The following is a 14,025-nucleotide window of genomic DNA, read 5'->3' on the forward strand; positions in this document are numbered from 1 at the left end:
CGTCGCTCAGTGGTCGGAGTAGCTGAAGTCGCCCACGGTCCAGGCGTTGACGTCTTCGATCGCAACCCGGTACATCCCGCCCGTCTCCGGGATCCCCACCGTGCCCTGCAGGATCCGGGCGACATGGAAGTGGAGATGCGTGGGCGGCCCGTCCTCCTTCACGGGGGCGTCGAAGACGGCGGCGAATTCGCCCAAGCGGGCGGAATCCGTCAGCACATCCGACACCCTTTGCCGCCACACCGCTTCGGCGGCCAGCCGACCGGTGATGACAGCACCACCGGTGACGACGGTCAGGGACATCTGGTTGCTCCGGCCGGACTCCACCAGGGCGGCAACGGCAACCAGCAGCTGGTCAGGCTTTGACATGCGTGGGATTATATTCGCCGCCCTTCGGCTGCTTGCCCGGTGACGCCAGCGGGCGAGGAGAGCGCTGACGCTTCTGGATCGGCGCGGTCGGCGGGGTCACGCCCAGCCCGACGTGCTGCGCGGCGGTGCCGCCGAGCACGCCGGACGGCCGTTCCGGCCTTCCGGGGCCACTGCTGACTCCCGTGCCCGGCCGCGATGCCGGCGAGACCGTGACCGGTCCCCGGGGCCGGGCGCCGGGGACCGTGGCTCAGGCGTCGATGATGACGGGGATGATGAGGGGCCTGCGGCGATGGGTGCGGAACGCCCAGTTCGCCACTGCGCGGGCGACGAGTTGTTCGAGCTGGTGCGCGTCCCCGACGCCCTCCTCGGCCGCTGTGGCCAGGGTCTTCTCGATGACGGGGATGACGGGTTCGAACGTGGCGTCGTCGTGGACGAAGCCTCGGGCCAGGAAGTCGGGAGCCTCGGCGAGGGCGCCGGTGTCCGCGTCGACGATGGCCACCACCGTGACCACGCCTTCCTCCGCGAGGGTGAGGCGGTCCTTGAGGGACGCTTCGGTGGCGCCGCCGACTTCCATTCCGTCGACGTAGACGTTGCCGGCGGGGACCTTGCCGGTGACGGACGCGCGCCCGTCGACGAGGTCCACGACGACGCCGTCCTCGGCGATGACGACCCGCTCGGGGTCGACGCCGGTACGGATGGCGAGGTCGCCGTTGGCCCGCAGATGGCGCCATTCGCCGTGCACGGGCATGACGTTGCGGGGCTTGACGATGTTGTAGCAGTAGACCAGTTCGCCGGCGCTGGCGTGACCGGAGACGTGCACCTTGGCGTTGCCCTTGTGGACGACATGGGCGCCCCACCGGGTGAGTCCGTTGATCACCCGGTAGATGGCGTTCTCGTTGCCGGGGATCAGCGAACTGGCGAGCAGGACGGTGTCGCCCTTGCCGATGCGGATGACGTGGTCGCGGTTGGCCATCCGCGACAGCGCGGCCATCGGCTCGCCCTGCGAGCCGGTGCACACCAGAGTGATCTTGTGGTCCGGGAGCTTCTCCAGCTCCTTGGTGCTCACGATCAGACCGGACGGGACCTTCAGATAGCCCAGGTCACGGGCGATGCCCATGTTGCGGACCATCGACCGGCCGACGAAGGCGACCTTGCGGCCGTGCTGGTGGGCGGCGTCCAGGACCTGCTGGATGCGGTGCACGTGGCTGGCGAAGCTGGAGACGATGACCCGACGCGGCGCGGTGCGCATCACCTGCTCGATCGCCGGGTTCAGCTCCCGCTCCGAGGTGGTGAAGCCGGGCACTTCGGCGTTGGTGGAGTCGGTGAGGAACAGGTCCACGCCCTCCTCGCCGAGGCGGGCGAAGGCGCGCAGGTCGGTGATGCGCTCGTCGAGGGGGAACTGGTCCATCTTGAAGTCGCCGGTGTGCAGCACCATCCCGGCGCCGGTGCGGATCGCGACCGCGAGGCTGTCGGGGATGGAGTGGTTGACCGCTACGAACTCGCAGTCGAAGGGGCCGAAGCGCCGCCGTTCGCCCTCCCGCACCCGCACCGTGCGCGGCCGGATGCCGTGTTCCTTGAGCTTGGCCTCCAGGAACGCCAGCGTCAGCTTGGAACCGACGACGGGAATGTCGCGCCGCTCACGCAGCAGGTACGGCACGCCGCCGATGTGGTCTTCGTGGCCATGGGTGAGGACGATGGCCACGATGTCGTCCAGCCGGTCCCGGATCGAGGTGAAGTCCGGCAGGATCACGTCCACGCCGGGCTGGGTCTCCTCGGGAAACAGCACACCGCAGTCGACGATGAGCAGTTTGCCGGAGTGCTCGAAGACGGTCATGTTGCGGCCGATCTCACCCAGGCCGCCCAGGGCGATGACGCGCAGTCCTCCTTCGGGGAGAGGAGGGGCGGCCTTCAGTTCGGGGTGTGGATGACTCATACCCTGACGTTACCCGTGGAGCGGGACGGCATGATCCGTTGCTTGTGTGATCTCTCTGTTGCAGCGGGTGAGACGGCAAGGTTGCAGTGGGTGAGACGGCGAGGCCGCGCCAGGGAATCCTGAGGGGACATCGGTGCGACATACTTTCCCGACTTTCCCGATGAGTTCACGCACTTCCCCGATCGGCCGGCCGATCACGATACGGAGGGCGGTCGCGCGGGACGCCAAACGGCTCACGCGGCTCGTGCGCGGCTCGGGTGCCTACAGGGGTGAGTACGCAGCCGCAGTCGAGGGCTACCGGGTCGGTCCCGATTACATCGAGGCCCACCGGGCCCCGTTCAGCCGTCGACGGTGATGAGTCAGGAGGCCGGGTCCTCGGGTTCTACTCGCTCGTCCTCGCTCCACCGGAGCTCGATCTGCTGTTCGTCGCCGACGATGTGCAGGGACGGGGTATCGGAGGACTGCTCGTTGCGCACATGCGGTCCGAGGCCCGTGCCGCCGGGCTCGACCGTGTCAAGGTCGTGTCGCATCTTCCCGCCGAGGACTTCTACCATCGCGTCGGCGCCGTGCGGACCGGGACCGCGCTCGCGTGCCCACCCGCCGTGCCGTGGGACCGTCCCGAATTCGAGTTTCGCATTCCTCCGGCATGACGCGGTGTGGCGCCGGACCTCGCGTCGCCTCAACCAGGGTGACGACCGGCACCGACGCTCGTCGTGAGGCCGCCCCAGGCCCCCCACTCAGGGTGGGCGCTGTCGATGAACCTGCCGCGCTGGCAATCGGGGCGAAGCGGCATGACAGGGGTGTAAGACACTAGCCTCGGGTCATGGTGACGCGTACCCGGCTGTATCACGACGGCACTCTGGTCCTGGAGGACTTCCCCGTCAGCGACGTCCCTGCGCATCTCGCTGATCCGGCGTCGGTCCTGTGGCTGGACCTGTACCGGCCCGGAGCCGCTGCATTCACCATGCTCGGCCAGGAGTTCGGCATCCACGAACTTGCCCTGGAGGATGCCGCTCAGCGTGGGCAGCGGCCGAAGGTCGATCGCTATCGGACCCACGAGTTCCTCAGCACCTACGCCGTGACCGTGAGCCCGGACGGTGCGGAACTGACGTACAGCGAGATCGCCGTATTCCTCACCAGCCAGGCGATGATCACCGTCCGCGAGGACGACGGTTTCGACATCGAGGGCGTCGTCGCCCGCTGGGACGAGAGCCCGGACCTGGCCGGCCACGGCGTCGGATTCCTGTTGCACGGCCTGCTCGACCATCTCGTGGACGGACACTTCGCCGCGGTCCGGCAACTGGACGACAGCATCGAGGAACTGGAGGGTCTGCTCTTCGTGGCCGGGCGCCGTGAGATCGAAGCCGTGCAGCGCCGGGTTTTCGCACTGCGTAAGTCGCTCGTCCAGCTCCGCCGCGTCGTGCTCCCGATGCGCGAGGTGGTCAACACTCTCATGCGCCCCGGCCTGCACCTGATCACCGACCCTCTCGTCCCGTACTACCAGGACGTCTACGACCATGTGCTGCGTGCCACCGAGTGGACGGAATCGCTGCGGGACCTGGTGGCCTCGGTCATGGAGACGAACCTCTCGGTCCAGGCCAACAGCATGAACCTGATCATGAAGAAGGTGACGAGCTGGGCCGCGATCATCGCCGTACCCACCGCGATCACCGGCTACTACGGGCAGAACCTCCCCTATCCCGGTTTCGGCCGCGAGTCCGGATTCGTCACCTCCGCCGCCGTCATCGTGCTCCTGTCCGCCCTGCTGTATCTGACGTTCAAACGCAAGGACTGGCTCTGACCGGCATCGGCACCGGCGACCAGGCCGGTCCCGAAGGCAGGAAACCGCCTGGTCGCCCCAGGCTTCTCGGGCCGGTGAGCGGAGTAGTGTGAAGACACCGGGAGTTCTTCGCGCACCGGCTCCGCTGCGGGTGCCGTTCCCGGTGATCGACAGCGCCGGGCCGCACCCACGAGCCCGGGGACAGGTCCGCGCCATGGCCGTGACCATTGACCGTACGACATCGAGAAGGCGCACGCCGCCCCTGGCGGCCCGGCTGTCCCTGACGCCCGCGCCGGGCGGGCTGGACGGCATGTGGTGGCCCCGATCCCGTGCCCTCACCCGTGAGCTGCCGTCCTTGACGGCCGCACTGGGCGATCTCTGGGGCCGTATCACGGGTGTCACCGTGCACCCGGCCCACTGGCCCGTCCTGCCGCACTGGGTGTCCGACGCCGGGCGCACCGTGCAGGTGGGTTGGTCCACCGAGGAGCAGGATCCGCACAGACTCACTCTCTTCTCCGCTGACGGACGGCGGGACGTGCTGGTGATTCCGCCGGAAACCGGTGCGGCTGCCGGTGCGCGGCTGATGGCCGGCGGCGGCGTCGATGTCCCGGCGCGGGAGCAAGCAGCACAATGGATCGACGCCCGAAGAGAAGAAGCTTGGGAGACCGACGGGGGAGCGGGCCGACCGTCGTCCCTGCCCCGGCCCATCGGCTCGACGAGACCTTCGCCCGGCGGAGGTGAGATCCCGTGCTTGTGATCGCCGTGACCGTACTCCTCGTCCTGATCGCCGTCGGAGTCGTTCTGATCCACCAGCTCAACCGCCAGCACGACGAACGGATCGCTGCCTTCCACTACAGCGATGCTCTGCCGGGGATCGGGCGTCGGTCCCGGAGGCACCGTCGGTCGCCGGCGGACGCGAGCGTTCCGACGGACCCCACCGCGACGGCGGCCGCCTATGACAGCCACTTCGGCCCGACCGCGGGCGGCAGAGGAAGGCGTGTGACGCTGACGCGCCAGGGGATCCGGCAGAGGGAGGCGGAAGAGGAGGAGCGTGGCTGAGTCGCCGCGTCGGCTCCTCGGACCGAAGTGAACCTTCGCAAGGATGGTTCCTGTCGGATTGCTCCCTTTGGCGTAACGTGGAAAGCGGGTCGGCGCACGCTCACGTGCAATGACCCGGAAGGGCGGCTCCGGCGGGTCTACGCCGGAGCCGTTGCCCTGTGCGGACGGGCGGACATCATGGCCGACTCAGGCACCCCCGACCACCTCCCCCGGCCACTGCCGGACGCCGTTCACCGGTCGGTGAGACCGGGGACGGCCCTGCTGCGGTTGGAGACGACGCGGATCGGCTCCCCGTCGGCATGGACCTAGATGCGGGCGAACTTCTCGGTCTGCTGGGCGAATGCCTGAGCCATGGTGGCTCTGACCGTGGGCCTGGTGTCGCGGATCGTGTCCAGGTAGTCGTCGGTGGTGGGGGTGGTCCGGGTTCCGGTGTCGAACGTGAGCTCGAACTGGGCCTGGGAGACGGTTCGCGCCGCATGGGCGATGTCAGCGGGGGTGAACCCCTCGCTGGCGGACGCGAGCACCGCACTGTCGGCCTGCGCCCCCGCTCGGGCCAGGTAGCTCTCCCACAGTGCGGTCCTGGCGGTGTGGTCGGGAGGGCCGATCGGGAGTACGTAGTCGAAGCGGCCGTGGCGCAGGAACGCGGAGTCGAGCATGCTGACGTTGTTCGTGGCGCAGACGAGCAGCCGTCCGTCCTGGCTACGGAACCGGACGATCGCTTTGAGCAGTTCGTTGACGACACCGACTGCGGTCGCGTCCGCGCCGCCGCGTTCGCCGGCGATCTCCTCGACCTCGTCGATGAAGACGAGGACGTGCTCGAGCCGGGCGATCTCGTCGAAGCGCCGGTTCAGCCCGGTGGCCAGGCCGTACTCGGCGGCCAGACGGGCGGGGAACAGTTCGAGGAAGGGCCATCCCAGGCGGCTGGCGATTGCGTGCGCGAACGTGCTCTTGCCCGTCCCGGGCGGGCCGAACAGCATCACCGCCCGTGGCAGTTCCACTCCGTGCTGGGCGGCCAGTTCGGGATGGGCCAGCGGCAGGACCAGGCGCCGCTCGATGAGCTGTTTCTCCCGTTGCATGCCTGCGACCTTCTGCCACAGTCCACCTGGCGGCAGCTCCGCTCCGAGCGAGGACAGCGTGTCGGCCGACTGCGCAGTCACCGGCCCGCGCTTTTCGAAGAAGACCAGCCCGGGGCGGGCGCCGAAGTCGCAGTTGCGCAGGGCGGTGGCACCGGTCTCACCCTCGGGCAGGACGGCGTGCACCGCTCGGACGCCGGAGGCGAAGAGCCGTTGCTCAAGGGCGGTGACCAAGGCACTGCCCAGCCCGCGCCGCCGCCAGCCGGGCGCCATGCAGATGCGCAGGATCCATGCCCGTTCGCCCTCCACCCTGCTCACCGCGGCGCCGATCAGCACGTCGTCGGCCGTGGCCACCACAGCCGGATGGCGGGCCTGGAGAGCCGTCACGGCGTCCGAGAGCGGGAAGAGCGGCGGCACCTCGGTCGTGCCGCTCTCCACGTCGACGCGGATCAGCGCTTCGAGATCGTCCTGGGTGTAGTCCCTCACCCGCCAACCCGTCATGATCAGCTCCGCGTGTTCGGCCGTACTCCCATCATCAGCTGACACCCGGAGGACGCGCGCGACCGGCGTCGGCCGCGGGTCCGCTCTGGTGGCACGGATCGCTCGCCCGCACCATCACCGCGGGTGCGCGGTGATGGCGCGGACCGTAGGCGGGTCGTGCTGCGCGTGCCCGCTGTCGAGCCGGTGGATCACGAATGCCGCCACTGCGATGAGGACCAGGAGGACGCCGGTCGTCAGGAAGTGTTCACGGCGGCTGTCACATGCCGATGATCAGGCGACTGACGCGACCGGTCCGTGCCGGAACGGCCGCAGAGGAGGGGCCGCTCACGTACCTTCCTGCCTCGTCCGGTTCGAGCGGCCGGCCGGCAGCGGAGACGGCACGCCGGGTCTCGTCCGCGGCGATGAGAGCGCTTGCGGTCAGCGGGGGACCCTCGTAGTCGGACGCGGCGGCCATCAGATGGGCCGCGGACTCCGCCCCGGTCTCGGGTGGGACGACCAGCAGGTCCCAGCGGCCGGTTCCGTAGGAGAGCAGCAGCAGCTTGTGCGGGTCGATTTCGGGGGTGAACCAGCCGACCTTGACGACGTGGCCGCCCACGGCGATCCGGTGCGGGATGACCGGCCAGTACTTTGGGTTGACGGCGATGCGGGTGATGCGGCCCCACAGGGGGTCCAGCACATCGGTCAGTGCGGGCAGCTCGCTCGGCAGGTCCCGGGAGCGGGGCCACCAGGCGCCGTCCAGGAGGCCGTGCGAGGCACCGTCGGTCTTCAGCGCGAGACGCGCGGCCGGGGCTGCGGCGGGCTCGGGGCGTGGCAGGGGGTCGTGCAAGGTCGCCGACATGATGCGGACCCGTCTCCGAGCCGCCCTCGTGGGGACCCGGGTTTCATCGTTCGCCGAGAACGACCCGGCGTGGAAGCCGGTGTGCGAAATGCCCTCGGTGCTGTCAACCGTACTCCGTACACGCCGGGGCGGTTGCGGGGGCGATGCCGCGTCGGTGAAGCGGCTGTCGAAGGCGATATGCCGCCCGCGAGGAATTCAAGTCGCTCAGACCGGTTGCCACTCGCCCCGCGTTACAGGGGCGTCTGTGAGACGTGAGAGGGTCTGGGGCGTGAGTGAGACACCGTCGAACACCCTGCAATACCGCTTTGACGGGCCAGAAGAGGCCCCGGTCCTGATCCTGGGCCCCTCACTGGGTACCACCTGGCACATGTGGGACCGCCAGATCCCCGAGCTGACCAAGCAGTGGCGCGTCTTCCGGTTCGACCTGCCCGGCCACGGCGGAGCTCCCGCGTACCCGGCGGGCTCCGTGGGTGACATCACCACGCGGCTGCTGGCCACCCTCGAAGGGCTCGGCGTGCAGCGCTTCGGCTACGCGGGCTGCGCGCTCGGCGGCGCTGTCGGCATCGAACTGGCCCTGCGCCACCCCGAGCGGCTCGCCTCGCTCGCCCTGATCGCCGCCTCGCCCCGCTTCGGCACGGCCGACGAGTTCCGGCAGCGTGGCGTGATCGTCCGCACCAACGGCCTCGACCCGATCGCCCGTACCGCCCCGGAGCGCTGGTTCACCGGCGGGTTCGCCGCCGCACAGCCCGCGATCACCGAATGGGCCGTGCAGATGGTGCGCACCACCGACCCCGGCTGCTACATCGCCTCCTGCGAGGCGCTCGCCTCGTTCGACGTCCGCCCCGAACTCGGACGCGTCGGCGTCCCGACCCTGGTCCTGGTCGGATCGGACGACCAGGTCACCGGCCCCGCCGAGGCCCGCACGCTGGTCGCCGGCATCCCGGACGCCCGCCTCGCCGTCGTCCCGGGCGCCTCCCACCTGGTCCCGGTGGAGCAGCCCGCGGCCGTCACCGACCTGCTGGTGCGGCACTTCTCCACCGCCTGGCAGCCCGCGTACGAGACCTCCACCGGCCAGACCGCCCTGCCCCAGGCCGCCCTCAAGCCGGTCCTGTCTCCCGCCCCGCCGCAGCCCCCGCAGACGGGACCCGTCGCCGAGATCGCCCCGGTCGCCGTAGCGCCGCAGGTCCAGGGGCGGCCCGACCCCTACGACGCCGGGATCAAGGTCCGCCGCGAGGTTCTGGGCGACGCCCACGTCGACCGGGCGCTCGCCCAGGCCGACGACTTCTCCGGCGACTTCCAGGAGCTCGTCACCCGCTACGCCTGGGGCGAGATCTGGCACCGCCCCGGCCTCGACCGGCGCACCCGCAGCTGCGTCACCCTCACCGCCCTGGTCGCGGGCGGTCATCTGGACGAGCTGGCCTTCCACACCAGAGCCGCCCTGCGCAACGGCCTCACCCCGGGCGAGATCAAGGAAGTGCTGCTCCAGGCGGCCGTCTACTGCGGTGTCCCGGCCGCGAACAGCGCGTTCAAGGTGGCCCAGCAGGTGATTCGCGAGGAGACCACGCCCCAGGAGTGAGCCCGGGGGAGGGGCGGAGGCAGGATGGACTCATGAAGCTCACGAAGAAGTCGCACGCCTGCGTCCGGCTGGAGAAGGACGGCCGGACCCTCGTCCTCGATCCCGGTGGGTTCAGCGAGGAGGACGCCGCACTCGGCGCGGACGCGATCCTCGTCACCCACGAGCACCCCGACCACTTCGACGAGTCCCGGCTGCGGGCCGCGATGGAGCACAACCCGGCCGCCGAGATCTGGACCCTGAAGGCGGTCGCGGAGAGGATCTCGTCCGCCTTCCCGGGCCGCGTGCACACCGTCGGCCACGGCGACGCCTTCACCGCCGCCGGTTTCGACGTCCAGGTCCACGGCGAACTCCACGCGGTGATCCACCCGGACATCCCCCGCATCACCAACGTCGGCTACCTCGTCGACGGCGGCAAGGTCTTCCACCCCGGCGACGCCCTCACCGTCCCGGACCACCCGGTGGAGACGCTGATGCTCCCCGTCATGGCCCCCTGGAACAAGATCTCCGAGGTCATCGACTACGTGCGCGAGCTGAAGCCGCAGCGCGCCTACGACATCCACGACGCCTACCTCACCGACCTGGCCCGGCCCGTCTACGACCGGCAGATCGGGCAGCTCGGCGGCTCGGACCACCTGCGGCTGACGCCCGGGGAGTCCGCCGAGGTCTGACGGGGCCCGGCGGCGTTGTCAGACCCGCCGGGTAGGTTGTGGGGCATGCGCATCGCGACCTGGAACGTGAACTCGATCACCGCCCGCCTGCCGAGGCTCCTGGCCTGGCTGGAGAGCAGCGGCACGGACGTGCTGTGCCTCCAGGAGGCCAAGGTCGCCGAGGAGCAGTTCCCCGCGGAGCAACTGCGCGAGCTGGGCTACGAGTCGGCGGTCCACGCGACCGGCCGGTGGAACGGCGTGGCGGTGCTCTCCCGCGTCGGTATCGAGGACGTCGTCAAGGGCCTGCCCGGCGACCCCGGCTTCGACGGCTCGGTGGAACCCCGCGCCCTCTCGGCGACCTGCGGCCCGCTCCGCGTCTGGTCGGTCTACGTGCCGAACGGCCGTGAGGTGGACCACCCCCACTACGCCTACAAGCTCCAGTGGTTCGAGGCGCTCAAGGCCGCCGTCGCCGGTGACGCCGCGGGCAGCCGCCCCTTCGCGGTGATGGGCGACTACAACGTGGCGCCGACGGACGACGACGTCTTCGACCCCGCCTTCTTCGAGGGCTCCACCCACGTCACCGCCGCCGAGCGTGCCGCCCTGGCCTCCCTGCGCGAGGCCGGCCTGTCGGACGTGGTTCCGCGGCCCCTGAAGTACGAGCAGCCGTTCACGTACTGGGACTACCGCCAGCTCTGCTTCCCCAAGAACCGCGGCATGCGCATCGACCTGGTGTACGGCAACGCGCCCTTCGCCAAGGCCGTCAGCGACGCGTATGTGGACCGTGAGGAGCGCAAGGGCAAGGGCGCCTCCGACCACGCGCCCGTGGTCGTGGACCTGGACGTCTAGGGCCGCAGCAGCTCCAGCTCGACGGAGTCCGCAAGGGCAGCCAGCCCCGCGTCGCCCGGATGCAGATGGTCCCCGCTGTCATGGTCGGGGAGCATCCGGGCCGGCCGCTGTGGATCACGGACCACCGCGTCGAAGTCGAGCACCCCGTCGAAGACCCCGCCGGAGCGGATCCACTCGTTCACCACGGCCCGCTCGGCGTCGACGGCGGGGGTGCACCGCGCCTCGCCCTCGCAGGGCAGGATCGTCGCCGCGAGCATCCTCAGCCCCCGGGCGTGCCCCCGCGCCGCGAGCTCGCGCAGCCCCGTGATCAGCTGCTCCGCCGACGTTCCCCACCGCAGGTCGTTGACGCCCTCGAAGACGACGGCCGTCCGCGCCGACGGCTGCGCCAGGACGTCCCGGTCGAAGCGGTGCAGGGCGCTCACCCCGGCCGTGTCCGTGGACACCCCGTCGCCGGGGTACCGGTCGGTGACCACGCGGTTGCCCGAGACGCCCAGGTTCAGCACGCCGTAGCGCGGGACGGCGCTCTGCTGCAGGAGCCGGGCGGCCAGGACGTTCGGCCAGCGCCGGTTGGCGTCCGGCGTGGACTTGTCGCCGTCGGTGATCGAGTCGCCGAGCAGCACCACGGACCCGGGCCCGCCGCTCACGTCGACCCCGGCGAGCAGCGGCCAGCGGGTGATCACCGAGGTGTACGCCCCGGCGGAGCCGTCCGCCGTGTGATCGCCCGGCTCGCTGACGTAGGAGCGCTGCTGCGCGAGCCCGTGCACGGGCGCCGCGGCCACCGTGCCGGGCAGGTGGAAGCTCACCAGCAGATCGGCGTCCGCCGGGACGGGGAACCCGAGTGGATCGCTGTAGGCCTGGCCCCCGGCCGGGATCGAGACGCCCGCCGCACCGCCGAAGGCCAGCGCCGCCGGAGCGCCCCGGGGGGCGGCGCCCGAGTCGCGCACCGCGACCGTGGCGCTCCCGATCCGTACCGGTGCCGACGCGAAGGTGTTGTCGAACCGCACCCGCACCCGGGGACCGCCGGCCGATGTGTGCACGACCAGCCGCAGCGTCCGGTCCGACCACGGCCCCACCGCGGCGTACCCGCCCGTGGCCGTCGTCCAGCTGCCCGTCCAGCCCCGCGTGGCGGACCGCACCGACACCGCGAAGACGTGCAGCCCGGCCGCGCGCGGAAGCCGGACCGAGGCCACCGCACGCCCCGGCACCAGCGGCACCGTCACGACGTACAGGCGGGCCTGCTCGGTGAGTTGGCCGCCCGGCGTGTTGATGTGCGGCAGGGCTACCGCCTTGCTCGCGAGCGGACCGGTGCGCCAGTCCGGGGCGGTCAGCCGGTAGCGGGAGCGGGAGCCGTCCGCGTACCCGACCGTCCCCGGGCCGCCCACCTCCGTGCCTCCGGTGCCCGCCACCAGGAAGGCGAGGGCGTCACCCCACCCCGTGACCCGGACGTCCTGCCCGGCGGCGCGCACGTTGTCCGGCTCGCCCGGCTGCCGCTGCGGCCAGGACAGCCGGGCGCCCTGCACCGTGAGGGCGCGGCCGGGCGTCCAGCCCGCGGCGGTCAGGTCCCGCGCCGACAGGGAGGCCCCGGACCCGTCGAAGTCGGCCTCCGCGGGCCGGCTGTCGTCGCTGACGGCCACGTTGTCGAACAGCCGCTCCAGCGGCGTGCCGAGTGCCTCCCCGGCATGAAACGGCGCGGCCCGTCCCACCGCGACGGCCCGGGCGGACACCGCCGGGACCAGCGAACCGCACAGGGCCAGGACGACCAGGATCCCCCGGACACATCGGCGCACGGCCGACTCCTCCCACTCAGCGACACACGACGCGACAACCCCGAACGCAGGGACGGAACCGAAGAGACAACGACAGCCGAGACGCACGGCGCACGGTGAAGTTAGGGAGACGGGAGTGACCCGTCAACGCGCGTCGCGTGAACTCGGCCTGAACTCGACCGGGATCGGCGGGCCCGCGCGCCCTGTGGTGCGTACGGCGGTACGAATGACACGCTGGGAGTATGAACATCCCTTTCCTGGGCCACCGGCGCCAGAAGGTCGGGTTCCCCGATCCGGCGGGCATCGCGGAACTCCTCGCCGAGTGTGAGCTGCTGCGCTCCCAGGCGTCCCGGGCGGGGGTCCGGCTGGACGACACCGCGGCCTCGCTGGAGGCGCTGGACCAGCTCCTGCCGCGCTGGCGGGACGACGAGGAAACCCTGACCTGGCTGGGCAACGACGCCGGTCTCTACCTGGGCAGTGTCATCGTGCGCACGGTGCCGGGCGCAGCCTGGGAGATCCGTCCCGACGGCCAGCCCGTCGTACGACTGGACTCCGGCCGCGAGTTCGACGTGGTCGCATCGGGCCACGAGTGGGCCGCGTACGGGGTGCCCGAGCTGTCGCAGCTGTACGCGGAAGTCGCCGAGTCATGAGGCACCTGGCCAGAAGCTTTGGCCCAAAGTCCGACGTAAATACGGCTAATGATCGAAAAGTGCGTGTCGCCCGCCACGTTCGATCTTGCCTGGATACGTTGCGGCAACCACCACACAGCTGAGAGTGAGTAGGGCTGGGTATGGCCGTCGAACCGCTGATCGAGCTGCGTGACGTCAACAAGCACTTCGGGGAGCTGCATGTCCTGCAGGACATCAACCTCACTGTCGGCCGGGGGGAGGTGGTCGTGGTCATCGGCCCCTCGGGGTCGGGCAAGTCGACCCTGTGCCGGGCGATCAACCGGCTGGAGACCATCGAGTCCGGGCAGATCGTCCTCGACGGGCAGCCGTTGCCGGAGGAGGGCAAGCCCCTGGCCCGGCTGCGCGCCGATGTCGGCATGGTCTTCCAGTCGTTCAACCTCTTCGCCCACAAGACCGTGCTGCAGAACGTCTCCCTGGGGCAGATCAAGGTTCGCGGGCGCCGCAAGGAGGACGCCGACAAGCGCTCCCGGGAGCTCCTCGACCGGGTCGGCGTCGCCAACCAGGCGGACAAGTACCCGGCGCAGCTCTCCGGCGGTCAGCAGCAGCGCGTGGCCATCGCCCGCGCCCTGGCCATGGAGCCCAAGGCGATGCTCTTCGACGAGCCCACCTCGGCCCTCGACCCGGAGATGATCAACGAGGTGCTGGAGGTCATGAAACAGCTCGCCCGCGAAGGCATGACCATGATCGTCGTCACACACGAGATGGGCTTCGCCCGCTCGGCCGCCAACCGCGTGGTCTTCATGTCCGACGGCAGGATCGTCGAGGACCGCACACCGGACGAGTTCTTCACCAACCCGAGCAGCGACCGCGCCAAGGACTTCCTCTCCAAGATCCTCAAGCACTGAACGGGCAGGCACCGGACGGCTCATCGGATCGGACCTCGACTACGATGTGCCCTTCATCCCTGTCGGAGAGGGGGACTTCGCCGAAGGCCGCCGATCCCGCCAGGGG

At 70.5% G+C, this 14,025-nt stretch carries 13 protein-coding genes and 1 pseudogene; 9 read left to right on the forward strand and 5 right to left on the reverse strand.

Going from position 1 to position 14,025, the window contains the following annotated elements; genetic code table 11:
* Positions 1 to 6 precede the first annotated feature (6 nt).
* On the reverse strand, positions 7 to 366 hold the full coding sequence (locus AB0B29_RS31545) for a hypothetical protein (RefSeq protein ID WP_362245091.1): 360 nt from the start codon (positions 364 to 366) through the stop codon (positions 7 to 9).
* 247 nt (positions 367 to 613) lie between these two features.
* Positions 614 to 2,299 carry a ribonuclease J gene (locus tag AB0B29_RS31550; RefSeq protein WP_362245093.1) on the reverse strand — a complete coding sequence of 562 codons (1,686 nt, stop codon included), beginning with the start codon at positions 2,297 to 2,299 and terminating at the stop codon, positions 614 to 616.
* A 160-nt stretch (positions 2,300 to 2,459) separates the two neighbouring features.
* Between AB0B29_RS31550 and AB0B29_RS31555 the strand changes: the two are divergent.
* The 4 genes and pseudogenes from AB0B29_RS31555 to AB0B29_RS31570 all read left to right on the forward strand — a co-directional run bounded on the left by AB0B29_RS31555 (position 2,460) and on the right by AB0B29_RS31570 (position 5,138).
* Positions 2,460 to 2,949: pseudogene (locus AB0B29_RS31555) on the forward strand (GNAT family N-acetyltransferase).
* A gap of 173 nt (positions 2,950 to 3,122) precedes the next feature.
* Positions 3,123 to 4,100 (forward strand): magnesium transporter CorA family protein, encoded by a 978-nt coding sequence (locus AB0B29_RS31560; protein ID WP_362245095.1) that lies wholly within the window; start codon positions 3,123 to 3,125, stop codon positions 4,098 to 4,100.
* Between the two features lie 193 nt (positions 4,101 to 4,293).
* Positions 4,294 to 4,836, forward strand: coding sequence for a DUF5994 family protein (locus tag AB0B29_RS31565; RefSeq protein ID WP_362245097.1), 543 nt, complete (start codon positions 4,294 to 4,296; stop codon positions 4,834 to 4,836).
* Positions 4,827 to 5,138 (forward strand): hypothetical protein, encoded by a 312-nt coding sequence (locus AB0B29_RS31570; protein WP_362245098.1) that lies wholly within the window; start codon positions 4,827 to 4,829, stop codon positions 5,136 to 5,138. Before AB0B29_RS31565 ends, AB0B29_RS31570 begins: the two co-directional genes overlap by 10 nt.
* Positions 5,139 to 5,443: 305 nt before the next feature.
* Here AB0B29_RS31570 and AB0B29_RS31575 read toward each other — a convergent pair whose 3' ends face one another.
* Both AB0B29_RS31575 and AB0B29_RS31580 read right to left on the reverse strand, forming a co-directional pair.
* Entirely contained in the window at positions 5,444 to 6,712 is a 1,269-nt protein-coding gene (locus AB0B29_RS31575; RefSeq protein WP_362245100.1) for an ATP-binding protein, read from the reverse strand.
* A gap of 256 nt (positions 6,713 to 6,968) precedes the next feature.
* The gene (locus AB0B29_RS31580) at positions 6,969 to 7,550 is read right to left on the reverse strand and encodes a DUF5994 family protein (RefSeq protein WP_362245102.1); all 582 of its coding nucleotides are present in this window, start codon (positions 7,548 to 7,550) and stop codon (positions 6,969 to 6,971) included.
* Positions 7,551 to 7,818: 268 nt separating this feature from the next.
* Between AB0B29_RS31580 and pcaDC the strand changes: the two genes are divergently transcribed.
* The 3 genes from pcaDC to AB0B29_RS31595 are packed head-to-tail and all read left to right on the forward strand — an operon-like array spanning position 7,819 to position 10,619.
* Positions 7,819 to 9,126 (forward strand): bifunctional 3-oxoadipate enol-lactonase/4-carboxymuconolactone decarboxylase PcaDC, encoded by a 1,308-nt coding sequence (gene pcaDC / locus AB0B29_RS31585; RefSeq protein WP_362245104.1) that lies wholly within the window; start codon positions 7,819 to 7,821, stop codon positions 9,124 to 9,126.
* Between the two features lie 32 nt (positions 9,127 to 9,158).
* On the forward strand, positions 9,159 to 9,794 hold the full coding sequence (locus AB0B29_RS31590; protein WP_362245106.1) for an MBL fold metallo-hydrolase: 636 nt from the start codon (positions 9,159 to 9,161) through the stop codon (positions 9,792 to 9,794).
* 45 nt (positions 9,795 to 9,839) lie between these two features.
* Complete coding sequence (locus AB0B29_RS31595) at positions 9,840 to 10,619, forward strand: exodeoxyribonuclease III (protein WP_362245108.1); 780 nt, start codon at positions 9,840 to 9,842, stop codon at positions 10,617 to 10,619.
* Here the strand turns inward: AB0B29_RS31595 and AB0B29_RS31600 are convergent.
* A complete protein-coding gene (locus AB0B29_RS31600) occupies positions 10,616 to 12,406 on the reverse strand; it encodes an SGNH/GDSL hydrolase family protein (protein ID WP_362245110.1) in 1,791 nt (596 codons plus the stop codon). The two genes, AB0B29_RS31595 and AB0B29_RS31600, sit on opposite strands and share 4 nt — an antisense overlap.
* A 221-nt stretch (positions 12,407 to 12,627) precedes the next feature.
* On the opposite strand from AB0B29_RS31600, the gene AB0B29_RS31605 reads away from it, so the two are divergent.
* Positions 12,628 to 13,035 carry a DUF6278 family protein gene (locus AB0B29_RS31605; RefSeq protein WP_362245112.1) on the forward strand — a complete coding sequence of 136 codons (408 nt, stop codon included), beginning with the start codon at positions 12,628 to 12,630 and terminating at the stop codon, positions 13,033 to 13,035.
* Between the two features lie 140 nt (positions 13,036 to 13,175).
* On the forward strand, positions 13,176 to 13,919 hold the full coding sequence (locus AB0B29_RS31610) for an amino acid ABC transporter ATP-binding protein (protein WP_362245114.1): 744 nt from the start codon (positions 13,176 to 13,178) through the stop codon (positions 13,917 to 13,919).
* Positions 13,920 to 14,025: the final 106 nt, after the last annotated feature.

Origin of the sequence: Streptomyces tibetensis, from assembly GCF_040647715.1 — a bacterium.
In the GTDB taxonomy this organism is placed as follows: Bacteria; Actinomycetota; Actinomycetes; order Streptomycetales; family Streptomycetaceae; genus Streptomyces; species Streptomyces tibetensis_A.

Bases quoted from the DNA above. Each gene is read 5' to 3' on its own strand.
- AB0B29_RS31560 (WP_362245095.1), top strand. From the start codon at position 3,123: ATGGTGACGCGTACCCGGCTGTATCACGACGGCACTCTGGTCCTGGAG.
- AB0B29_RS31580 (WP_362245102.1), bottom strand. From the start codon at position 7,550: ATGTCGGCGACCTTGCACGACCCCCTGCCACGCCCCGAGCCCGCCGCA.
- AB0B29_RS31565 (WP_362245097.1), top strand. From the start codon at position 4,294: ATGGCCGTGACCATTGACCGTACGACATCGAGAAGGCGCACGCCGCCC.
- AB0B29_RS31550 (WP_362245093.1), bottom strand. From the start codon at position 2,299: ATGAGTCATCCACACCCCGAACTGAAGGCCGCCCCTCCTCTCCCCGAA.
- AB0B29_RS31575 (WP_362245100.1), bottom strand. From the start codon at position 6,712: ATGACGGGTTGGCGGGTGAGGGACTACACCCAGGACGATCTCGAAGCG.
- AB0B29_RS31590 (WP_362245106.1), top strand. From the start codon at position 9,159: ATGAAGCTCACGAAGAAGTCGCACGCCTGCGTCCGGCTGGAGAAGGAC.
- AB0B29_RS31545 (WP_362245091.1), bottom strand. From the start codon at position 366: ATGTCAAAGCCTGACCAGCTGCTGGTTGCCGTTGCCGCCCTGGTGGAG.
- AB0B29_RS31595 (WP_362245108.1), top strand. From the start codon at position 9,840: ATGCGCATCGCGACCTGGAACGTGAACTCGATCACCGCCCGCCTGCCG.
- AB0B29_RS31605 (WP_362245112.1), top strand. From the start codon at position 12,628: ATGAACATCCCTTTCCTGGGCCACCGGCGCCAGAAGGTCGGGTTCCCC.
- AB0B29_RS31610 (WP_362245114.1), top strand. From the start codon at position 13,176: ATGGCCGTCGAACCGCTGATCGAGCTGCGTGACGTCAACAAGCACTTC.